The sequence below is a fragment of the Streptomyces sp. PTL18 genome, from assembly GCF_059510295.1.
This window is the reverse complement of the sequence record NZ_JCAJZO010000013.1, coordinates 40,580-62,170: the sequence shown is the minus strand read 5'-3', so window position 1 is coordinate 62,170 and position 21,591 is coordinate 40,580. Positions and strand designations below refer to the sequence as shown.

General features: G+C 73.1%; 16 protein-coding genes, 1 pseudogene and 1 riboswitch. Of the genes and pseudogenes, 7 read left to right on the top strand and 10 right to left on the bottom strand.

Translation table 11 applies throughout. The features are described 5' to 3' along the window. Positions 1 to 4: 4 nt before the first annotated feature. The 5 genes from cobO to AC5WS8_RS23640 are packed head-to-tail and all read right to left on the bottom strand — an operon-like array spanning position 5 to position 8,718. The gene (gene cobO / locus AC5WS8_RS23660; RefSeq protein WP_496105452.1) at positions 5 to 613 is read right to left on the bottom strand and encodes a cob(I)yrinic acid a,c-diamide adenosyltransferase; all 609 of its coding nucleotides are present in this window, start codon (positions 611 to 613) and stop codon (positions 5 to 7) included. Continuing rightward, on the bottom strand, positions 613 to 2,610 hold the full coding sequence (locus AC5WS8_RS23655; RefSeq protein ID WP_496105451.1) for a putative cobaltochelatase: 1,998 nt from the start codon (positions 2,608 to 2,610) through the stop codon (positions 613 to 615). Before AC5WS8_RS23655 ends, cobO begins: the two co-directional genes overlap by 1 nt. Further along, entirely contained in the window at positions 2,607 to 6,260 is a 3,654-nt protein-coding gene (gene cobN / locus AC5WS8_RS23650; protein WP_496105450.1) for a cobaltochelatase subunit CobN, read from the bottom strand. The genes AC5WS8_RS23655 and cobN overlap by 4 nt, the downstream gene beginning before the upstream one ends. Beyond that, positions 6,257 to 7,765 carry a cobyric acid synthase gene (locus tag AC5WS8_RS23645; RefSeq protein WP_496105449.1) on the bottom strand — a complete coding sequence of 503 codons (1,509 nt, stop codon included), beginning with the start codon at positions 7,763 to 7,765 and terminating at the stop codon, positions 6,257 to 6,259. The genes cobN and AC5WS8_RS23645 overlap by 4 nt, the downstream gene beginning before the upstream one ends. Beyond that, a complete protein-coding gene (locus AC5WS8_RS23640) occupies positions 7,762 to 8,718 on the bottom strand; it encodes a cobalamin biosynthesis protein (RefSeq protein WP_496105448.1) in 957 nt (318 codons plus the stop codon). Before AC5WS8_RS23640 ends, AC5WS8_RS23645 begins: the two co-directional genes overlap by 4 nt. Before the next feature lie 101 nt (positions 8,719 to 8,819). After that, positions 8,820 to 8,958: riboswitch (cobalamin riboswitch) on the bottom strand. 259 nt (positions 8,959 to 9,217) lie between these two features. Here AC5WS8_RS23640 and AC5WS8_RS23635 point away from each other — a divergent pair. Then, positions 9,218 to 9,520 (top strand): hypothetical protein, encoded by a 303-nt coding sequence (locus AC5WS8_RS23635; RefSeq protein ID WP_496105447.1) that lies wholly within the window; start codon positions 9,218 to 9,220, stop codon positions 9,518 to 9,520. Positions 9,521 to 9,606: 86 nt separating this feature from the next. Here the strand turns inward: AC5WS8_RS23635 and AC5WS8_RS23630 are convergent, their stop codons facing one another. After that, positions 9,607 to 9,822 (bottom strand): hypothetical protein, encoded by a 216-nt coding sequence (locus AC5WS8_RS23630; protein ID WP_496105446.1) that lies wholly within the window; start codon positions 9,820 to 9,822, stop codon positions 9,607 to 9,609. A gap of 13 nt (positions 9,823 to 9,835) precedes the next feature. Next, the gene (locus AC5WS8_RS23625) at positions 9,836 to 11,152 is read right to left on the bottom strand and encodes an inorganic phosphate transporter (RefSeq protein ID WP_496105445.1); all 1,317 of its coding nucleotides are present in this window, start codon (positions 11,150 to 11,152) and stop codon (positions 9,836 to 9,838) included. A 256-nt stretch (positions 11,153 to 11,408) separates the two neighbouring features. Between AC5WS8_RS23625 and AC5WS8_RS23620 the strand changes: the two genes are divergently transcribed. The 3 genes from AC5WS8_RS23620 to AC5WS8_RS23610 all read left to right on the top strand — a co-directional run bounded on the left by AC5WS8_RS23620 (position 11,409) and on the right by AC5WS8_RS23610 (position 15,001). Next, positions 11,409 to 12,128: a class II aldolase/adducin family protein gene (locus AC5WS8_RS23620; RefSeq protein ID WP_496105444.1), complete on the top strand. Its 720-nt coding sequence runs from the start codon at positions 11,409 to 11,411 to the stop codon at positions 12,126 to 12,128. A 133-nt stretch (positions 12,129 to 12,261) separates the two neighbouring features. Further along, the gene (locus tag AC5WS8_RS23615) at positions 12,262 to 13,389 is read left to right on the top strand and encodes an alpha/beta hydrolase (protein ID WP_496105443.1); all 1,128 of its coding nucleotides are present in this window, start codon (positions 12,262 to 12,264) and stop codon (positions 13,387 to 13,389) included. A 202-nt stretch (positions 13,390 to 13,591) separates the two neighbouring features. Further along, positions 13,592 to 15,001 carry a hypothetical protein gene (locus AC5WS8_RS23610; protein ID WP_496105442.1) on the top strand — a complete coding sequence of 470 codons (1,410 nt, stop codon included), beginning with the start codon at positions 13,592 to 13,594 and terminating at the stop codon, positions 14,999 to 15,001. A gap of 17 nt (positions 15,002 to 15,018) precedes the next feature. On the opposite strand, the gene AC5WS8_RS23605 is transcribed toward AC5WS8_RS23610, so the two are convergent. Next, entirely contained in the window at positions 15,019 to 15,432 is a 414-nt protein-coding gene (locus tag AC5WS8_RS23605; protein ID WP_496105441.1) for a VOC family protein, read from the bottom strand. Positions 15,433 to 15,788: 356 nt separating this feature from the next. Here AC5WS8_RS23605 and AC5WS8_RS23600 point away from each other — a divergent pair. From AC5WS8_RS23600 to AC5WS8_RS23590, 3 genes and pseudogenes are all read left to right on the top strand, one after another. Beyond that, positions 15,789 to 17,334, top strand: a pseudogene (locus AC5WS8_RS23600) (ABC-F family ATP-binding cassette domain-containing protein). Between the two features lie 370 nt (positions 17,335 to 17,704). Continuing rightward, positions 17,705 to 17,926 carry a helix-turn-helix domain-containing protein gene (locus tag AC5WS8_RS23595; RefSeq protein WP_030578326.1) on the top strand — a complete coding sequence of 74 codons (222 nt, stop codon included), beginning with the start codon at positions 17,705 to 17,707 and terminating at the stop codon, positions 17,924 to 17,926. A 132-nt stretch (positions 17,927 to 18,058) separates the two neighbouring features. Then, the gene (locus tag AC5WS8_RS23590; RefSeq protein WP_496105440.1) at positions 18,059 to 18,850 is read left to right on the top strand and encodes an enoyl-CoA hydratase/isomerase family protein; all 792 of its coding nucleotides are present in this window, start codon (positions 18,059 to 18,061) and stop codon (positions 18,848 to 18,850) included. 195 nt (positions 18,851 to 19,045) lie between these two features. On the opposite strand, the gene AC5WS8_RS23585 is transcribed toward AC5WS8_RS23590, so the two are convergent. After that, a complete protein-coding gene (locus AC5WS8_RS23585) occupies positions 19,046 to 19,801 on the bottom strand; it encodes an SDR family oxidoreductase (RefSeq protein WP_496105439.1) in 756 nt (251 codons plus the stop codon). A gap of 5 nt (positions 19,802 to 19,806) precedes the next feature. Then, positions 19,807 to 21,591 (bottom strand): glycoside hydrolase family 15 protein, encoded by a 1,785-nt coding sequence (locus tag AC5WS8_RS23580; protein ID WP_496105438.1) that lies wholly within the window; start codon positions 21,589 to 21,591, stop codon positions 19,807 to 19,809.

Sequence of the window (21,591 nt, the reverse complement as noted above, 5' to 3'; positions counted from 1 at the left end):
GAGGTCACCACTCGATGCCCTTCTGGCCCTTCTGCCCCACGTCCATGGGGTGCTTGACCTTGGACATGTCGGTCACGAGGTCCGCGAAGTCGACGAGCTTCTCCGGCGCGTTGCGCCCGGTGATCACCACGTGCTGCGTCCCCGGACGGCCGCGCAGCACGTCGACGACCTCGTCGGTGTCGACCCAGCCCCAGTGCATCGGGTAGGCGAACTCGTCGAGCACGTACAGCCGGTACGTCTCCGCTGCCAGATCCCGCTTGACCTGCTCCCAGCCCTCGCGGGCCTTCTCCTCGTTGGTCGAGTTGTCACCCTGGATGTCCCGCTGGACCCAGGACCAGCCCTCGCCCATCTTGTGCCAGGCGACCGTCCCGCCCTGCCCGGACTCCCCGAGCACCCGCAGCGCGTTCTCCTCGCCGACCTTCCACTTCGCCGACTTGACGAACTGGAACACCCCGATGGGCCACCCCTGGTTCCAGGCGCGCAGCGCCAGCCCGAAGGCCGCGGTCGACTTGCCCTTCCCGACGCCCGTGTGCACGACGACGAGCGGCCGGTTGCGCCGCTGACGGGTCGTCAGTCCGTCGTCCGGTACGACACTCGGCTGTCCCTGCGGCACTACGCGGCCCTCCTCTTTCCGGCACCCTGCACATCCCGCACCAACCCGGCGATGCTGTCCGCACGCAGCTCGTCCAGCGTCACGGCGGCTCCGCCCAGCTCACCCGCGAGCTGCCCCGCCAGCCCCAGCCGTACCGGCCCCGACTCGCAGTCCACGACCACGGACGCGACCCCGTCGGCCGCGAACAGCCGCGCCGCACGCGCCGCCAGCGCGACGGGCTCGGGGCCGCCTGTGGCGCGCCCGTCCGTCACCACGACCGTCAGCGCCCGCCGCGCAGGGTCCCGCAGCCGCTCCACCCGCAGCACGTCGTGCGCCCTGAGCAGCCCGGCGGCCAGCGGCGTACGGCCCCCGGTGGGCAGTGACTCCAGCCGGGCCGCCGCCGCGTCCACGGACGAGGTCGGCGGCAGGACGACCTCGGCGTCCCTGCCCCGGAAGGTCACCAGACCCACCTTGTCCCGCCGCTGGTAGGCGTCCAGCAGCAGCGACAGCACGGCACCCTTCACCGCGCTCATCCGCTGCCGGGCCGCCATCGACCCGGAGGCGTCGACCACGAACAGCACGAGGTTCCCCTCGCGCCCCTCCCGCGTCGCCTGCCGCAGATCGTCCCGGCGCACCACGAGCCCGCGTCCCGACCGGCCGCGCGCCCGCTGATGAGGCGCCGCCGCCTGCACGGTCGCCGCCAGGTGCAGCCTGGTCAGCGCCCCCCGGGGCCGACGGGCCCCGGTGGTCCGCCCGTGCTCGGTCCGCGCCCGCGAACGCCGTCCGGCGGCGCCGTCACCGAGCCCCGGCACGGTCAGCACCTTCGTGCGGAAGGGCTCGGAGGCGCGGGCGGGAGACTGCTCGCCGGCCCCTGGGGCCTGGGACGGCCCGCCCTCACCGGGCTCGGCCTGCGCGGGCGTGCCGCCGTCGCCCGCCGGGCCGTCCTGCGGCGGCCGGCCGCCACCGCCACCGGGCCCGTCCGGATCCGGATCGTCGTCCTCTGCCGGATCCCCGAACTGCTCCAGGGTCTCGTCCAGCTTGTCCTCGTCCAACCCCGGCGCGTCGAAGGGATTGCGCCGCCTGCGGTGCGGCAGCGCGAGCAGCGCGGCCTGCCGTACGTCCTCCGCCAGCACATCGGTGCGCCCCGCCCAGGCGGCCAGCGCCGTCGCGGTACGCGCCATCACGATGTCGGCGCGCATGCCGTCCACCTCGAACGCGGCACAGGTCGCCGCGATCTGCCTGAGCGCCCCGTCCCCGAGCCGCACGGACGGCAGCAGCTCGCGCGCGGCCACGATCCGCGCCCGTACGGCGGCCTCCTCCTCGGCCCAGCGCGCCGCGAAACCGGCGGGGTCGTCGTCGTGGGCGAGCCGCCGCCGGACGACCTCCACACGCTGGTCGGGCTCCCGCGAGGCGGACACCTCCACCGTCAGGCCGAACCGGTCGAGCAACTGCGGCCGCAGCTCGCCCTCTTCGGGGTTCATGGTGCCGACGAGCAGGAAACGCGCGGCGTGCCGCACGGAGACGCCCTCCCGCTCGACGTACGAGGCCCCCATCGCGGCGGCGTCCAGGAGCAGGTCGACGAGGTGGTCGTGGAGGAGGTTGACCTCGTCGACGTAGAGGATGCCGCGGTGCGCGTCGGCGAGCAGGCCCGGCTCGAACGCCTTCACGCCCTCCGCCAGCGCCCGCTCGATGTCGAGGGCGCCGACGAGCCGGTCCTCGGAGGCGCCGACGGGCAGTTCGACCATGCGGGCCGGACGGGAGACACCCGCCCCCGGCTCGTGCGGCCCGTCCGGGCAATCGGGGGCCGGTGCCGCCGGGTCGCACGAGAAACGGCACCCGGGAACGACCGCCACCCGAGGCAGCAGCGCGGACAGGGCGCGCACGGCCGTCGACTTGGCGGTGCCCTTCTCGCCGCGTACCAGCACACCGCCGACCGCCGGCGACACGGCGTTCAGCAGCAGCGCGAGCCGCAGGTCGTCCTGGCCGACGACGGCCGTGAACGGAAACGGGGTACTCACTTCTGGTCGCCCTCCAAGTCGCCCTCAAGCTCCAGGTAGGTGGCGCGCAGCCGCTCCAGCGTGTCCGCGTCCGGCTCGGCCCACAGACCGCGGTCGGCGGCCTCCAGGAGCCGTTCGGTGACGCCGCGCAGCGCCCACGGGTTGGACTTCTTCATGAAGTCCCGGTTCTCCGGGTCGAAGACGTACTCCGCGCTGAGCCTCTCGTACATCCAGTCGTCGACCACGCCGGCCGTGGCGTCGTACCCGAAGAGGTAGTCCACCGTCGCCGCCATCTCGAAGGCGCCCTTGTAGCCGTGGCGCCGCATGGCCGCCATCCAGCGCGGGTTGACCACCCGGGCACGGAAGACGCGATGGGTCTCCTCGCCGAGGGTACGGGTCTTCACCTGGTCGGGTACGGCGGAGTCACCGACGTACGCCTCCGGGCTCGCGCCCGTCAGGTGCCGCACCATGGCCACCATGCCGCCGTGGTACTGGAAGTAGTCGTCGGCGTCGACGAGGTCGTGCTCGCGGGTGTCGACGTTCTTCGCGGCGACGGCGATCCGCTTGAACGCCGTCTCCATGTCCCCGCGCGCCGCCCGCCCGTCGAGCCCGCGCCCGTAGGCGTAGCCGCCCCAGACGGCGTACACCTCGGCCAGATCCGCGTCGGACCGCCAGTTGCGGGCGTCGATCAGCGGCAGCAGCCCGGCGCCGTACGCGCCCGGCTTGGAGCCGAAGACACGGGCCGTCGCGCGCCGCCGGTCGCCGTGCCGGGCGGTGTCCTCGTCCGCGTGCGCCTTCACGAAGTTGCGGTCGGCGGGCTCCTCCAGCTCGGCCACCGCACGCACCGCGTCGTCGATCAGAGCGACGACGTGCGGGAACGCGTCCCGGAAGAAACCGGAGATGCGGACCGTGACGTCGATGCGGGGGCGACCCAGCTCCTCGAGGGGGATCACCTCGAAACCGGTCACCCGGCGCGAGGCGTCGTCCCACACCGGGCGGCAGCCGAGCAGGGCCAGGATCTCGGCGATGTCGTCGCCCTGGGTGCGCATCGCGGAGGTGCCCCAGACCGTCAGTCCGACGGACCTCGGGTACTCGCCGGTGTCCTGGAGGTAGCGGGCGACCAGCGAGTCGGCGAGGGACTGGCCGACCTCCCAGCTCAGGCGGGACGGGATCGCCTTGGGGTCCACGGAGTAGAAGTTGCGGCCGGTCGGCAGGACGTTGACCAGGCCACGGGTGGGGGACCCGGACGGGCCCGCCGGGACGTAACCGCCGTCCAGGGCCTTCAGGATGTGGTCGATCTCATCGGTGGTGCGGGCGAGACGCGGGACGACCTCGGTGCACGCGAACTCCAGCACCGCGACGGCGTCCGGGAGTTCGGTGCCCAGCACCTCCCGCACGAGAGCACCGCTCTCGGAGGCCGCCCAGCCCCGCTCCTCCATGCCCTCCGCGATCCCCCGGCACAGCTGCTCCAGCAGGTCGATCGCGTCCGCCGCCGTACGCGACGGGCCGGCCACCAGTTCGGTCAGCTCCACCGGCACCTTCACCGGCGCCCCCGGCTCGGCGAGCAACTCCTTCTCGACCAGGCCGAAGTGCTCCGCCAGCGAGGCCCGAAGGCCCGGCAGCGCGTTCGCCTGCCCGCCCCACACCTGCGAGGCACGCAGCACGGCCAGCACCAGGTTCACCCGCGGCTCGCCGACCGGACCGCCGCCCAGGATGTGCAGGCCGTCGCGGATCTGCACGTCCTTGATCTCGCACAGATAGCCGTCGATGTGCATGACGAACTCGTCGAACTCGTCGTCGTCCGGCTGCTCGTCCAGGTGCAGGTCGTGGTGGAGCTCGGCCGCCTTGACCAGCGTCCAGATCTGGGCGCGCACGGCCGGCGCCTTGGCGGGGTCCAGGTCGGAGACGAGCGCGTACTCGTCGAGGAGCTGCTCCAGCTTCGCCAGGTCGCCGTAGGTGTCGGCGCGCGCCATCGGCGGGACGAGGTGGTCGACGACGGTGGCGTGGCCGCGCCGCTTGGCCTGGGTGCCCTCACCGGGGTCGTTGACGATGAACGGGTAGACCAGGGGCAGGTCGCCGAGGACGGCGTCCGGCGCGCAGCCCCCGCTGAGACCGAGGCCCTTGCCCGGCAGCCACTCCATCGTGCCGTGCTTGCCCATGTGGACGATCGCGTCGGCGCCGAAGCTGTTCTCGAGCCAGCGGTAGGCCGCCAGGTAGTGGTGCGACGGCGGCATGTCCGGGTCGTGGTAGATGGCGATGGGGTTCTCGCCGAAGCCGCGCGGCGGCTGGATCATCACCACGACGTTCCCGAACCGCAGGGACGCCAGCACGATGTCGTCGCCGTCGACGTAGAGCGAACCCGGCGGCTCGCCCCACGCCTGAACCATCGCGTCCCTCAGCACCGGATCGAGCGTGTCGAACCAGGCCCGGTAGTCGGCCAGCGGCACGCGCGCGGGGGCGGCGGCCAACTGCTCCTCGGTCAGCCACTCCACGTCGTGACCACCGGCCTCGATGAGGCGGTGGATCAGCTCGTCACCGCCCGCGGGGTACTCGGTCAGGCCGTATCCCGCGTCCCGCAGCGCGTCCAGCACCCGTACCGCGGAGGCGGGCGTGTCCAGGCCGACCGCGTTGCCGACCCGCGAGTGCTTGGTCGGGTACGCGGTGAAGACGAGCGCGATCCTCTTCTCCGCGTTCGGCTTGTGCTTCAGTCGTGCGTGGCGTACGGCGATCCCGGCGACCCGCGCGGCCCGCTCCGGGTCGGCCACGTACACCGGGACGTCGTCGGGGCCCTGCTCCTTGAAGGAGAACGGAACGGTGATCAGGCGGCCGTCGAACTCGGGGATGGCGACCTGCATCGCCGCGTCCATGGGGGACAGGGCGGCGTCCGACTCCTCCCACGCGGCGCGCGACGAGGTCAGGCACATCCCCTGCAGCACCGGGATGTCCATCCCGGCCAGCGCGCCGATGTCCCAGGCCTCCTCGTCACCGCCCGCCGACGCCTGCGAGGCGTGCGTGCCGCCGGCCGCGAGGACCGTGGCCACCAGGGCGTCGGCCCGCCCCAGGATCTCGTACAGCCCGGCGTCGGCGCCGCGCAGCGAACCGCAGTACACCGGGAGGGCGTTGGCGCCGTGCGCCTCGATCGCGTCGCACAGGGTGTCCACGAAGGCGGTGTTGCCGCTGAGTTCGTGGGCGCGGTAGAAGAGCACGCCGACGGTCGGACGGCCCTCGGTGAACGGGCGCTCGCCGTGGACGCCGTACTCCGGCATCTTCCGCGGCTCGTCGAACCCCTCGCCGGTCAGCAGCACCGTGTCGGACAGGAAGCGGGCGAGTTCGGTGAGGTTGGCGGGGCCGCCCTCGACCAGGTACTTCAGCGCCTCCGCCACCACACCGGCCGGTACGGACGACTCGGCCATCAACTCGGCGTCGGGGACCGCCTCCCCGCCCAGCAGCACGGTCGGGACGCCGGACGCCTTCAGCCGGGCCAGCCCGTCCTCCCAGGCGCGCTTGCCGCCGAGCAGGCGTACGACGGCGATGTCCGCGCCCTCGATCAGGCCCGGAAGCTCCTCGGAGACGTCCACGCGGGTGGGGTTGCCGATCCGGTAGGGGGCGCCGGAGGCACGGGCCGCCAGCAGATCGGTGTCGGCGGTCGACAACAACAACACTGTGCTCATGCGGGCGCTCCCGGTGGAATGAAAGGCAGTCCTTGCGGCGCGCCCGACTCGATGAGCCGCCACAGCGCGTCCGTGTCCGCGTGCTGTTCGATCAGGTCGCCGAGCCGGTCGAGCTGCTCCTCGCGCAGCACGGCGAACGAGGTGTCGGGGGCCGGCACGAAGCGGCGTCCCGCGGCGGCGGCCACCTCGCGCAGGAAGGCCCGCCGGAATCCGTCCGACTCCAGGGAGCCGTGCCAGTGGGTGCCCCAGGTCTGGCCGACCCGGCAGCCGTCCAGGAAGGCTTCCCCACCGGTGACGTCGGCGACCCCGTGGTGGATCTCGTACCCCTCGACCCGCTCGCCGAGGGCCTCCCCGGCCGGCCGGGTGAGGGTCTTCTCGCGCGCGAACCGCACCCGGACGGGCAGCACGCCCAGCCCGGGGACTTCGCCGGCGCGGGACTCGACCTCGTCCTCGATGTGCTCGCCGAGGATCTGGAAGCCGCCGCAGACGCCGAGGACGGGGCGTCCTTCGGCGGCCCTCCGGACGAGGGCGTCCGCGAGACCGCGCTCGCGCAGCCACTCCAGCGCCCGGACGGTTCCCCGGGTTCCCGGGACCACCACGAGGTCCGCGTCCGCCAGCTCCTCCGGCCGGTCCACGAACCGCACCACGACCCCCGGTTCGGCGGCCAGCGCGTCGACGTCGGTGAAGTTGGACATCAGCGGGATCGCGCAGACGGCGACCCGCAGCACGTCCTCGCCGACCGGAGGAGTCACCGTGGACTCCCGGACGGTGCCCCGCAGCGAGACCCTCAGTCCGTCCTCCTCGTCGATCCCGAGCCCGCGCCGGAACGGCAGCACCCCGTACGTCCGCCGCCCGGTGAGACCCCGGAGCATCTCCAACCCCGGCTCCAGCAGGCCGACATCGCCCCGGAACTTGTTCACCAGGAACCCGGCGACCAACTCCTGGTCCTCCGGCGAGAGCAGCGCGACGGTCCCGAAGAAGGACGCGAACACGCCCCCACGGTCGATGTCACCGACGACGAGAACGGGCAGCCGGGCGTTGCGGGCGATCCCCATGTTCACGATGTCGGTGCGCCGCAGGTTGATCTCGGCCGGACTGCCGGCCCCCTCACAGATCACCGCGTCATACGTGCCCCGCAACTCGGCCAGGCAGTCCAGCACGGTGCCGAGGAGCCGCTGCTGCCGCCCCCCGTGGTAGCCGCGCGCGCTCAGTTCACCGACCGGCCTGCCGAGCAGCACGACCTGGCTGCTCTGCTCGCCGCCCGGCTTGAGCAGCACAGGGTTCATCAGCGCGGTCGGCTCGATACGGCACGCCTGGGCCTGCATGGCCTGCGCCCGCCCGATCTCGGCGCCCTCGCGGGTGACGAAGGAGTTGAGGGACATGTTCTGCGCCTTGAACGGCGCGACCTTCACCCCCTGCCGTACCAGCCAGCGGCAGATCCCGGCGGTGACGACGCTCTTGCCGGCGTCGGAGGTGGTACCGGCGACGAGGAGTCCCCCGCTCACGACGTCCCTCCCTTCGCGAGAAGCCTTCGGGCCGCCAGGCGCCCGGCGACCGTGATGCCGAGCGCCAGCCCGCTCACGCGCCGGGAGAGCCGTACGGCCCGCTCGATGTCGTCCGTGCGCACGGCGCGCCCGTCGCCGTTGAGGACCGGCCGGTGCTCCACGCGCCCCCCGTACGACAGCGTCCCGCCCAGCCGCACGCCCAGGGCGCCCGCGAACGAGGCCTCCACGGGCCCGGCGTTGGGGCTCGGATGCTTGGCGGCATCGGCACGCCAGGCGCGCAGGGCGCCCCGCGGATCCGGGCCCGCTGCCGCCGCGAGCACCGCGGTGAGCCGTGCCCCCGGCCACCCGGCGAGGTCGTCGAGCCGCGCGGAGGCCCACCCGTAGCGCCGGTAGCGGGGCGACTTGTGCCCGACCATGGCGTCGAGGGTGTTGACGGCGCGGAATCCCACGAGACCGGGCACCCCGGCGACGGCCCCCCAGGTGAGCGCGCCCACCACGGCGTCGGAGGTGTTCTCGGCGACGGACTCGACGACCGCCCGCGCGATCCCGTCCGCGTCCAGCGCCTGTGGATCCCGTCCACACAGATGGGGAAGGCGCGCGCGTGCGGCCGTCACGTCCCCCGCCTCCAGGGCGCGCCCGACGGCCCGCGCCTCCCGGGCGAGCGACGTGCCCCCGACCGCGGCCCAGGTGGCGGCGGCGGTCAGGGCCACGGAGGCGGCGGGGGAGGTACGTACGGAGCGCGCGGCCAGGGATCCCAGCGCCACGGCGCCACCGGCGCAGACGGCGGTGTGCAGCGCGCCCCACCCGCGGTGGTCCCGCCACAGCACCCGTTCCACGGCCGCCGCGGCCCGCCCGAACGCGGCGACCGGATGTCCGTGGCGTGGATCGCCCAGCAGGAGGTCACCGAGAAGGCCGGCGGCGGCGCCGTACGCGAAGACGCGATCGGCACCCATCGGCTCAGCCGACCGTGCGGTCGGACGGGGCCCGGTGACAGAACCTCAATCGGCAGCCGCGCATGGCGATATGTCCTCACTCAGGGTGTCCACGCCCTGGTTCGACGAGACCGGCGGTGAGAGTTCCTGGCTCCCGGGGAGTTCTTCCCCGGTGACAGTGGCGGGACCGCGCCGGATTCGCACCGGCTTCCTCTCCTGCCGCCGTACTGGCCCCGGCAGTCCACCACGCGCCCAGAACACCCGTCAACTTGCTCTTGACCTGCGATGCTGTGGTGTGCTGAGTCCCACACCGCTGAAATCACGTCAGTTGCCCGAATGGGTGCTTTTCGGAGCTGAGTGGCGTTCGTGGGGCGCGCGTTCCGGCGCGTGACTCGAAACGGCGCACCGGCCCGGTGCTCGTCTTTCGCCGTACGACGGGGTGTGCTTTGCTGGCCGGACTCGAGAAACCCGGCAGTGGACGGAGTCCGAGCGAACCGTCCAGAGGGCGGGAGGGACCCACATGGGGGACAGGGCCAAGGAATTCTCGGCGGGCGCGGGCGGTCCCCACGCGCCGCACCTTTCGCCGGTGGCGGCGCTGGCACTCTTCTCCCTGACGACGGGGATGTTCGCGGTCGGGATCGGTGCGCTGGCGGCACTGCTGGTGCCCGGAGCCCCGGCGCGGGCCCTTGTCTGGCTGGTGGTCACCATCGTGACCGCCGCCTGCGCGGGGCTGTGGTGGGGCCTCACCCCGGTCCCGGAGCGGCTGCGCGTCCTGGGCCGGGCGACGGCGGCCCTCCGGACCCGGGACTCGCGGACCCCCTGACCCAGGACATGAGGAACCCCCGCGGCACATGGCTGCGGGGGTGACTCGAAGGGTCGCGGCTGCGGGGGCTCCGGATGCTCCCGTCGTCAGGCGACGATCAGTTGGATGCCGTACGCGACCGCCGCCACGCACGCCGCGAAACACACGTACGCGCCGGTGGCCGCCAGGGTGGCCGCGCCACCCCGGGCCGAGTCCTTCTTGGTGAGGCCCACGACGCCCAGGGTGAACAGGCCCACCAGGGCCACGGTGACCGCGAGGCTGACGCCGAAGACGGAGCCGAGGGCTGCCCAGTCGATCTTCATGAGTGCTGATTCCTTAAACCGTGGCGGCGGGGGCCGGCTCCGGGGAGGGGCCGGCGTCCGGGGCCGGGATCGTGGCCTGCAGGTCGGCGGTGGCGTCCGTGTCCGCCGGGTCGGTGCCGGGCACCGCACCGCCGGTCGCGGTCGTGGTGGCGTCGGCCGTGATGACGGGGCCCGCCGGGGGCGGGACGACCGCTGCGATCGCGGCCGTGACGACGCCCGCGGGCTCCGTCTCGACGTCGTTGACGTTGTCCACCGTGACCGGCTTGCGCCGGGACAGGGTCCAGATGACACCGGCGCCGGCTACCAGCAGCACACCGGTGGCGATCGTGCCCCAGGTGCCCTGCTTGGTGAGGAGTTCGGCGCCCCCTCCGACCAGGCCGGCCGCAGGCAGCGTCAGTACCCACGCGACGAGCATCCGGGTCGCGGTGGACCAGCGGACCACGCCCCCCTTGCGGCCGAGGCCCGCGCCCATGACGGCGCCGGAGCAGACCTGCGTGGTGGAGAGCGAGAAGCCGAGGTGCGAGGAGGCGAGGATCGCGGTCGCCGCGCTGGTCTGGGCGGCGAAGCCCTGCTGCGGCGCCAGGTCCGTCAGGCCCTTGCCGAGGGTGCGGATGATGCGCCAGCCGCCCAGGTAGGTGCCGAGTGCGATGGCCAGTCCGGCCGAGACGATGACCCAGGTGGGAGGGTTCGAGCCGGGGGCGATGACACCGCCGGTGACCAGGGCCAGCGTGATGACGCCCATCGTCTTCTGGGCGTCGTTCGTGCCGTGCGCCAGGGAGACCAGGCCGGCCGAGGCGATCGACCCGGCGCGATAGCCCTTCGCGGTCGCCTTCTCGTCGGCACGGCTGCCGATCACGTACGACAGCCGGGTGGCGAGCATCGAGGCCAGGCCCGCCACGACCGGCGCGGCGACCGCGGGGATCAGGACCTTGGTGACGATCGTCGAGCCGTTCACCGCGGACCAGCCGGCCGAGGTGACGGCGGCACCGATCAGGCCGCCGAAGAGGGCGTGGGAGGAACTGGAGGGCAGGCCGAGGAGCCAGGTCAGCAGGTTCCACAGAATCGCGCCCACCAGGGCGGCGAAGATCACTTCGACGCGTATGCCCTGTTCGTTGATGATGCCGCCGGAGATCGTCTTGGCGACCTCGACGGACAGGAAGGCGCCGAGGAGGTTCAGCGCGGCGGACATCGCCACCGCCGCCTTGGGCCTCAGGGCGCCGGTCGAGATGGTGGTGGCCATCGCGTTGGCTGTGTCGTGGAAACCGTTCGTGAAGTCGAACACGAGAGCGGTGACGATCACGATTCCGAGGAGGAGCGTGATGTGTTCCATTTACCCAGGCTTCTGTGGGAGGTCAGTGGCTGTTGGACCGTAGGCAACCTGGGTGAACGGAAGGTGAACTGATGCGGGCTGGAGGGTGTACCGATCGGCGTGTCGGCGTTCCGTTTGTGACGGGGTGGCAGCGATCGCCCCCTCGATCGCCGTCCGTGGCAGCCATGTGGACCCGGTCGCCCCTCCCGTGGGCCGGCTTCGGCCGGTCCCGGAGCCCGGCGAAGAGATTTCCGTCACCCCCTGGCAGGATCGCCGCATGGCCGACCAGCGACGCTACGCGGGGCACCCGCAACAGGACACAACGGGCGGACGGGGGCCGGACGCGCCGGCCGCGCGGGAGGAGGTGGCGCGGGCCTGGGACCAACTCGTCGCGACGGCCCGCCGCACCGTCGCCGACGGACTGGTCGTCGGCACCTCCGGCAACGTCTCCGTACGCGTCGGCGACACCGTGCTGGTCACCCCCACCGGGGTGCCGTACGAGCGACTGACGCCGGGCGACGTGGTCGGCGTCGACCTCGACGGCCGCCAGGTGCTCGGCACGCTGCGCCCGACCAGCGAGCTCCCGATGCACCTGGCCGTCCACCGCACCACGGACGCCCGGGCCGTGGTCCACACCCACGCCCCCCACGCCACGGCCGTCTCCACCCTGGTGCAGGAACTGCCGCTGATCCACTACATGGCCGCCGCGATGGGAGGTGCGGTGCGGGTCGCCCCCTACGCGACCTACGGCACCCCCGAACTGGCCGGGAACATGCTCCGCGCCCTGACCGACCGCACCGCCTGCCTGCTGCAGAACCACGGCACGCTCACCCATGGCGCCTCGCTGGACGAGGCCTACGACCGCACCGCCCAACTGGAGTGGATGTGCCGCGTGTGGCTGACGGCGTCGTCGGTGCCGGGCCTCACCCCGCACCTGCTCAGCCGCGAGCAGGTGGCGGAGGTAGGAGAGCGGTTGCGGGGGTACGGACAGGGCTAGAGGGTTTCGTTCCGGCCCGCGACGAACCCTCCAGTGGACCGGCCGGCCGGGGCCGCCTCGCGGCGCGCCCCGTGGGTCACACCGCGCCCTTCTCCCACTGGCCGGGGGCGGGCTCCGACGGGAGACTGGGTGGATGCGCACTGTCAAAGCGGCGGCCGCAGCCGTCACCGTAGCCATCGCCGCGGGCGCCGCCGGCGTCGCCGCGGGCCGCTTCGCCAGCGACGCCGCGCTGAAGGCACCGCCGGGCCGCCCGCTGCCCACGGAACCGCGCCTCGCCGTGCACTCCCTGGCGGCCGGCCGGATCACCCTCACCCGCGACCTGGCCTCCCAGCGGCCCGGCACCTACGGGCTGACGGGTGACGGCTCCCACGCCGTCGTCGGCCCGGTCCTGGACTCCGCCCCGCACACCGTCGACACCGTCGTACGCCGTCTGGAACGCGTCACCCACGGCACGCTCGAGCCCGGTGACAAGGTCTGGCTGACCCCGGCCCTGTACACCGGCGACCCCCGGAGCGCCCTCGGCCTCGACCACACCGACGTCGAGGTGCCCGGCGAACTCGGGAACCTGCCCGCCTGGTTCCTGCCCGGCGCCCGTGACACCTGGGTGATCACCGTGCACGGACTCGGCGCCACCCGGGAACACCCCATGAACGTCATGGGCTTCCTGCAACGCCACCACTTCCCGGTCCTCGACATCGCCTACCGCGGCGACCCCGGGGCGCCCCGCTCCCCGGACGGCCTGAACCACCTCGGCGAGACCGAGTGGCGCGACGTGGACGCCGCGGTCCGCCACGCGGTGCGTGCCGGGGCCGAGCGGGTCGTGCTGCACGGCTGGTCCACCGGCGCCGCCATGGCACTGCGCACCGCCGCCCACTCGGCGGTGCGCGAGCGGATCTCCGGGCTCGTCCTGGACTCACCCGTCCTCAGCTGGGAGGCCACGCTGCGCGCCCTGGCCGCCGCCCGCCGCACCCCGGGCGCCCTGCTGCCGCTGGCCGTCCGGGCCGCGCAGGGCCGCACCGGTGTGCACGGCGACCGCACCCGGAAGACCGCCGACCCGCAGCACCTCAAGGTGCCGGTGCTGATCTTCCACGGGCCCGACGACACGATCGCCCCCTGGGGCCCCTCACGCCGTCTCGCCGAGCGGCGCGCGAACCTGGTCACCCTGCACACGGTGGAGAACGCCCCGCACGGCGCCATGTGGAACGCCGACCCCGAGACCTACGAGGAAGCCATGCGGCGCTTCCTCACACCGTTGATGTAACGGCTGACGCAACGGCGTCCAGGCGACGGCCCGCGCCGGCGGACACAGAGCTGCGGCGCCTTCGGCACCCCCTCCGCTCGGCCCGCCCGGCCAGCGCTCTCCCCTCTCCCGAGCCCCTTGAGAAACCCTGCGTCGGCTCCCGTCGGCGGCCCCGCCGGCATTCCGTTTGGGTTTTCGGACCGTCAACCGGAAGACTGCACCCGTGACGTCCCGTACTCCGCGCGACTCCAGGCTCCGACTCGTCCGACCGCGGCCGCTGGCCGCCGCCCCCCGAGCGGTGACCCAGCGCCGCACGCGCCGCCCCGCACCCCGGCCGCCGGAGGGCACGCCCCCGCCCGCGGAACTGGCGAAAATGGCCCGCACCCGCCTGGCCGGCGCTGCCCGTGTCGCCCACTGGGCGGACGCCGCGCTCGGGCCCGGCCGCGAGGGCGCGTCCCCCGACGGCAAGGGCACCCTGTCCGACGCCACCGCCGAACGGGCCGCCACCGCCCTCGGCCTGACCGCCGCTCAGGTGCGCGCCGACTGGGACACCGCGCGCCTGGCCGGTCTCGTCGAGGTGCACGGCGGCAACGCCCGCCCCGGCTGGCGCCTGCGTGCCTGGGACCGGGACGACTCAGCCGTGCTGCGCGGCTGGGTCGCCCTCTTCGACGCATGGTCGCTCGCCTGCCCGGAGCCCGCGGACCGCGAGCACGCCGCCGTCGCCGAGGTCGTCTCGGCCATGCCGCAGGTGCTCTCCTTCCTCCAGCTGTCCGCCGGGCCCGTCCCCGTCGAGCAGCTCCTCGACCTGCTCCGGCAGCGCGTCACCGAACTGCGCACCGAGCGCTGCGAGGTCCCCTACGGACCCCGGCCCGAGCCCCTCGCCGCGCCGCTCCCGCAGTCCGCCGACGACACCGAACTCGCTGCGTTGCTCGACTGGGCCCTCGACGCGCTGGCCTACGTCGGCGCCCTCACCTGCGCCGACGGGCAGGCCACCCTCACCTCGCTCGGCAGCTGGGCGGTCTGGGTCAAGCTGGAGCAGATCTGCGTCGCCGCGCAGAGCCCCGCCGGGCACATCGAGCAGAACGCCGAGGCCATGCTCCGCGGCTGCGCCCAGCTCCGCCCGAACGCGGCCCGAGCCGAGTACCGGGCCTGGCTCGCCGCCCGCCCCGTCGGCAGCGCCGTCACCGAACTCCTGGACGCCGCCCGCGGCGAGGACGCCCTGCTGCGCGGCCTGGCCTTCGAGGCGCTGCGGGTGGTCGGCGCGCCCGCCGAGCCCGAGGTGCGCCGCGCCGTCGAGGAGACCACGCTGCGCCCCTACGTTCTCCTCTGGCTCGCCGAGCACGACGGCATCGACCCCGAGGACGCCCACGAGGTGCTCACCCGCGAGGAGGCCACCTGGCTGTGGGTCGACACCGCCGCCGCCGTCGCGGACCACGGTGAGGCTCCGCTCCTGGTCCGTCACCTGGAGTCCGCCGTGCAGGCCACCGTGCCCGCGCTGCTCGAGGAGGTGCGCGCGGCCGGACATCCCCGCACCGTCCAGGTCCTGGTCGCGCTCGCCGCCGCGCACCCGGACCCCGCGCTGGCCAAGGCCGTGCGCCGAGCCGCCTTCCAGGTCCACACCGGAGGCAGCTGACCCCTCCGAGGGCGCTGTCAGGCGGCTGTCTCGGGGGCGTACGTGCCGAAACTCCAGATGTTGCCCTCGGCATCCCGGGCCATGTAGTCCCGCGACCCGTAGTCCTGGTCCGCCGGGGGCATCAGGATCTCCGCGCCGTGCTCCACGGCCCGCTGGTGGTGTGCGTCGACGTCGTCCACCACGACGTACACCCCGCAGGGACCGGCCCCCTTCATCGCCTCGTCGAAGGGGCCGCCGCGGCCCTTCGAACCCAGCATCACCACACCGTTGCCCTGCGCCAGTTCGGCGTGCAGCACCGAGCCGTCCTCGCCTTCGTACACCGACAGCTCCGTGAAACCGAAGGCCTCCGTGAGCTGTCTGATCGCCGCCTTCGCGTCCGCGTACAGCAGCGTCGGGCAGATGCTCGGTCGCCTGCCGTCCATGCCCGCCATCGCCGTCACTCCCTCCGGTGTCCGGCCGCAGTCCCGGCCTGCCGCTCAGTCTGGCACCGGCCACTGACAACGCCCTGGGGCCCGGAACGCCATCCTCGTACCGTCCCGGGGCGCGATACCGGGCCATAGCCCGAACGGGGGACACGCCGGCCGCGTCACAGCCCGGAGCGCCCCGCCCGCGCGTACTCTTCGCGCCGCGCGGCGACGGCGCACATCACAGCCCGGGACGTCGGCGCACGGAAAAAGCGCTTGCACCGCCCCGTTAGACTGGCGCCCATGGCCATTCTCCTCGCGCATTAGACGGCGGGAACGTCCTCAGCCGCCCATCCCGCCCCTCTCCGCCCAGGAGTCTGTCCGTGATCTCCGCCTCCGGCATCGAGCTGCGCGCCGGTGCCCGCATCCTCATCGAGAGCGCCACCTTCCGCGTCGCCAAGGGCGACCGCATCGGCCTCGTCGGCCGCAACGGCGCAGGGAAGACCACCCTGACCAAGGTCCTCGCCGGCGAGGGCATCCCCGCCGCGGGCACCGTCACCCGCTCCGGCGAGGTCGGCTACCTCCCGCAGGACCCTCGCACCGGCGACCTCGACGTCCTCGCCCGCGACCGCATCCTGTCCGCGCGCGGCCTCGACGTCCTGATCCGCAAGATGCGGGAGAACGAGCAGCGCATCGCCACCGGCACGGGCGCCACCCGCGAGAAGGCGCTTCGGCAGTACGAGCGCCAGGAGACGGAGTTCCTCACCAAGGGCGGGTACTCCGCCGAGGCCGAGGCCGCCACCATCGCCGCCGCGCTCAACCTGCCCGACCGGGTGCTGTCCCAGCCCCTGCACACGCTCTCCGGTGGTCAGCGCCGCCGTATCGAGCTGGCCCGCATCCTGTTCTCCGACGCGGACACCCTGCTCCTCGACGAGCCGACCAACCACCTCGACGCGGACTCGATCATCTGGCTGCGCGACTACCTGAAGACCTACCGCGGCGGCTTCATCGTCATCTCGCACGACGTGGACCTGGTCGAGACGGTCGTCAACAAGGTGTTCTACCTGGACGCCAACCGCGCCCAGATCGACGTCTACAACATGGGCTGGAAGCTCTACCAGCAGCAGCGCGAGGCCGACGAGAAGCGCCGCAAGCGGGAGCGCGCCAACGCCGAGAAGAAGGCCGCCGCGCTCAACGCCCAGGCCGACAAGATGCGCGCCAAGGCCACCAAGACGGTCGCCGCGCAGAACATGGCCCGCCGCGCCGAGAAGCTGCTGTCCGGCCTGGAGGCGGTCCGCCAGCAGGACAAGGTCGCCAAGCTGCGCTTCCCCGAGCCCGCGCCCTGCGGCAGGACCCCGCTGATGGCCGAGGGCCTGTCGAAGTCGTACGGATCCCTGGAGATCTTCACCGACGTCGACCTGGCCATCGACAAGGGATCCCGCGTCGTCATCCTCGGCCTCAACGGCGCGGGCAAGACCACCCTGCTGCGTCTGCTCGGGGGTATCGAGCAGCCGGACACCGGCAAGGTCGTCCCGGGTCACGGCCTCAAGCTCGGCTACTACGCCCAGGAGCACGAGACCCTCGACGCGGACCGCACGGTGCTGGAGAACATGCGTTCCGCCGCCCCCGACATGGACCTCGTCGAGGTCCGCAAGGTGCTCGGTTCGTTCCTGTTCTCCGGCGACGACGTCGACAAGCCGGCCGGCGTCCTCGAACGTGCTGCTGCTCGACGAGCCGACCAACAACCTCGACCCGGCCAGCCGCGAGGAGATCCTCGGCGCACTGCGCACCTACAAGGGCGCGGTCGTGCTCGTCACCCACGACGAGGGCGCGGTCGAGGCACTCCAGCCGGAGCGGATCATCCTGCTGCCGGACGGTGTCGAGGACCTGTGGGGCGCGGAGTACGCCGACCTCGTCGCGCTCGCCTGACCGCCCCACCCGGCCGTTCGGTCAGGCGCGCTTGACCGAACGGCTGATCCACTGCGGATGGATCATTCGGCCGATCCGTGATCCATCATCTGTGTGAGATCTCCTCATACCCGGGTGTGTCCTGCACCGATTCGACGACCGAGCTGCTGCGTCGTGCGGGCTCGGCCGTCGCACTTCGCTGACCTGGTAATTCCTCGGTGAACCCGTTCGGGTGTACGGACACGACCGGGCGGAATCCCGGATTCCACTCGTGGGGATGTGCTCCTGTCGTCACAACCTTGTCGCACGGACCTTGCCGAATGGGTGGCCATCACGCCCCGGAGGGGTGATCATGAGGAGACCAGAGCGCACTTCCCATGAGGAGGCACGGGTGGCCGAGACTCTGAAGAAGGGCAGCCGGGTGACCGGCGCCGCGCGCGACAAGCTCGCGGCAGACCTGAAGAAGAAGTACGACTCCGGTGCGAGCATCCGGGCGCTGGCCGAGGAGACCGGCCGCTCGTATGGCTTCGTTCACCGGATGCTCAGTGAGTCGGGCGTCACGCTGCGAGGGCGTGGCGGGGCGACGCGGGGCAAGAAGGCCCAGTCGGCCTGACGCCGGGCGGCCCATCGGCTTCGATGGTGGCCACCCGGTCGGTCGCCCGACCGGCCGGGTGGTTACTGTGCAGTCACTTAGGGATGCCGTGCCGCGGCATCCGCTGACGACCGCACCCATCGGAGGCGCCCCATGGCTTCGCTCGACCCGGTACTCGACAAGGACGGCGTACGGCTCACCGTCGACGAGGCGATCGCCACGGTGACGCTGACCAACCCGGCCAAGCGCAACGCGCAGAGCCCCGCTCTGTGGCGGGCGCTGACCGAGGCCGGGCGGGCGCTGCCCGGTTCGGTCCGCGTGGTGGTGCTGCGCGCCGAGGGCCAGTCGTTCTCGGCCGGGCTGGACCGTCAGATGTTCACGCCCGAGGGGATCGAGGGCGAACCGACCTTCATCGACCTCGCGCGCAGCGGCGACGCGGAGCTGGACGCCACCATCGCCGGGTACCAGGAGGCGTTCACCTGGTGGCGGCAGAGCGACATCGTGTCCATCGCCGCCGTCCAGGGCCATGCGATCGGAGCGGGGTTCCAGCTCGCCCTCGCCTGCGACCTGCGCGTCGTCGCGGACGACGTGCGGTTCGCCATGCGCGAGACCAGCCTGGGCCTGGTACCGGACCTCACCGGCACCCATCCGCTGGTGGGCCTGGTCGGCTATGCCCGCGCGCTGGAGATCTGCGTGACGGGCCGCTTCGTCGGGGCCGAGGAAGCCGTGACCACCGGGCTCGCGAACGTCGCCGTACCGGTCGACCAGCTCGACGACGCGGTACGGGACCTGGCGACCGCCCTGCTCGCGGCGCCCCGCGACGCCGTGATCGAGACCAAGGCGCTGCTGCGCGGCGCGCAGGAGCGGACGTACGAGGCCCAGCGCGTCGCGGAACGGGCCGCCCAGGCCCGGCGGCTGCGGGATCTGGCGGGGGTCGGCGAGTAAGACGCACCACAACCAGGCCGTGGACCTGCCACGACCAGGCCCGCCCCTCGCGGGCCTGGCGGCTCACTCTGCCCCGGTGCGGCCCGCCTCGCGCCGGCCGCCGCGGCCCAGCCGGGCGCGCGCCGCCCGGCCCGCCGTGCGATCGCACGCGCCGGACGACGCGCGCTGTTCCGGCTGGTGATGTGGCACAGGCGCTCAGAAGCCGTGTCGCGACCCGCCGTCCACCGGCACCATGATGCCGGTCAGGTACGACGCCGCCGGCGACAGCAGGAACGCGGCCGTGCGCCCGAACTCCTCCGGCCTCCCGTAGCGGCGCAGCGGGATGCGGGACTCGTTGGCCGCGCGGGCCGCCTCCGGGTCGGGGGACAGGGCGTCCAGCTCGCGCACCCGGTCGGTGTCGATGCGGGCCGGGAGCAGGCCGACGACCCGGATGCCCCGCGGGCCCAGCTCGTCCGCGATCGACTTGGCGAAGCCCGCGAGACCGGGGCGCAGCCCGTTGGAGATGGTCAGGCCCGGGATGGGCTCGTGCACGGAACCGGACAGCACGAACCCGATGACACCGCCCTCGGTCAGCTCCGCGGCGGCGGCGCGCGCCAGCCGGACCGCGCCCAGGAACACGGACTCGAACGCCGCCGTCCACTGCTCGTCCGTGTTGTCGGCCACGCCTCCGGCCGGGGGCCCGCCCACGCTGATGAGGATGCCGTCGAAGCCGCCGAAGTGCTCACGGGCCGTGGCGATCAGCCGGGCCGTCGCCCGCGGGTCGGCGTTGTCGGCGGCCACACCCACGGCGTCGGCCCCCAGCTCCGCCGCCGCCTCCTCGGCCCGCTTCCCGTCGCGGCCGGTGATCACCACCTTCGCCCCGTCGGCGACGAGTTCCCGCGCGGTCGCGTTGCCCAGCCCCCGCGTCGCGCCCGTGACGACGTACACACGGTCCTTCAGTCCAAGATCCATGGCTGCTATCCTGCCGTCTCGCTCCCGTGGAGGGCGAGGGCGGCCCCCACCAGGCCCAAATGGCTGAAGGCCTGCGGAAAGTTTCCGAGCATCCGACCGGTGGCCGGGTCGTACTCCTCCGACAGCAGACCTACGTCGTTGCACAGTCCGACCAGCCGTTCGAACAACGTGCGAGCCTCATCCGTACGGCCGGTCATGTGCAGGGCGTCCGCGAGCCAGAAGGAGCACGCCAGGAACGCGCCCTCGCCGCCCGGCAGCGGGTCCACGTCCGAAGTCCGAAGGCTGTACCGCCGCAGGAGGCCGTCTTCCGCGAGCTCCGCGCGAACCGCGTCGATCGTGCCGGTCACCCGCGGATCGTCCGGCGGCAGGAAGCCGACGAGGGGGATCTGCAGCAGCGAGGCGTCGAGCGAGCGTGAGCCGTAGTACTGCGTGAACGTGTTCCGTTCCGGGTCGTAGCCGCGCTCGCACACCTCCCGGTGCACCTCGTCGCGCATGGCACGCCAGCCGTCGAGGTCGCCGTCGAGGTGCGGGTTCTGCTCCAGGTTGCGCACGGCGCGGTCGGCGGCCACCCACGCCATCACCTTCGAGTACACGAAGTGGCGGCCCGGCCCCCGCACCTCCCACAGGCCCGAGTCCGGCTGCCGCCAGGCCGTGCGCAGGAACTCCATCAGCGCGCACTCCACCCGCCACATGTGCGGCCTGACCGGCAGACCCGCGGTGCGGGCCAGTGACAGCGAGTCGATGACCTCGCCGTACACGTCCAACTGCAGCTGCTTCACCGCGTCGTTGCCGACCCGGACCGGGGCCGAGTCCTCGAACCCCGGCAGCCAGGGCAGTTCGTACTCGGGCAGCCGCCGTTCGCCCGAGATGCCGTACATGATCTGGAGATCCGCGGGGTCGCCGGCGACCGCGCGCAGCAGCCAGTCGCGCCAGGCCTCGGCCTCCTCCTGGTAGCCGGCCGCCAGCAGCGCCTGAAGGGTGAGCGTGGAGTCCCGCAGCCAGCTGTAGCGGTAGTCCCAGTTGCGGACGCCGCCCGGCGACTCCGGCAGTGAGGTGGTGGGAGCGGCGACGATACCGCCGGTGGGCCGGTAGGTGAGGGCCTTGAGGGTGATCAGGGACCGCACCACGACGTCCCGGTGCGGGCCCTCGTAGCGGCACCGCGCCACCCACGCCCGCCAGTCCAGGACGCTGCTGTCCAGGGCGTCGAACGGGTCGACCAGAGGGGGACGCGGCTCGTGCGAGGGATGCCAGGTGAGGACGAAGGCGACCTTCTGCCCCTTGCGGACCGAGAACTCCGAGTGGGTGGCGAAGTCCCGGCCCCAGGTGGGCACCGAGGGCTCGCTGCGCAGCCACACCGAGTCGGGTCCCGCCACGGCCACGCGGTGACCGTCGGTCCGCCGCATCCAGGGCACGATCGAGCCGTAGTCGAAGCGCAGCCGCAGTTCCCCGCGCACGGTGACCCGGCCGTCCAGCCCCTCGATGACGCGTACGAGGTCGGGGGCGCGGTCGCGCTGGGGCATGAAGTCGGTGACGCGGACCGTGCCGTCCGGGGTGTCCCACTCGGTGTCGAGGACGAGGGTGTCCCGGCGGTATGCGCGGCGGGTGCACGGCCCGGCGCCCTCGGGCGCGATCCTCCAGTGACCGTGCTCCTCGGTGCCGAGCAGCTTCGCGAAGCAGGCGGGCGAGTCGAACCGGGGCAGGCACAGCCAGTCGACGGACCCGTCCCGGCCGACCAGGGCGGCGGTCTGTTCGTCACCGATGAGCGCGTAGTCCTCGATCCGCGGATGCAC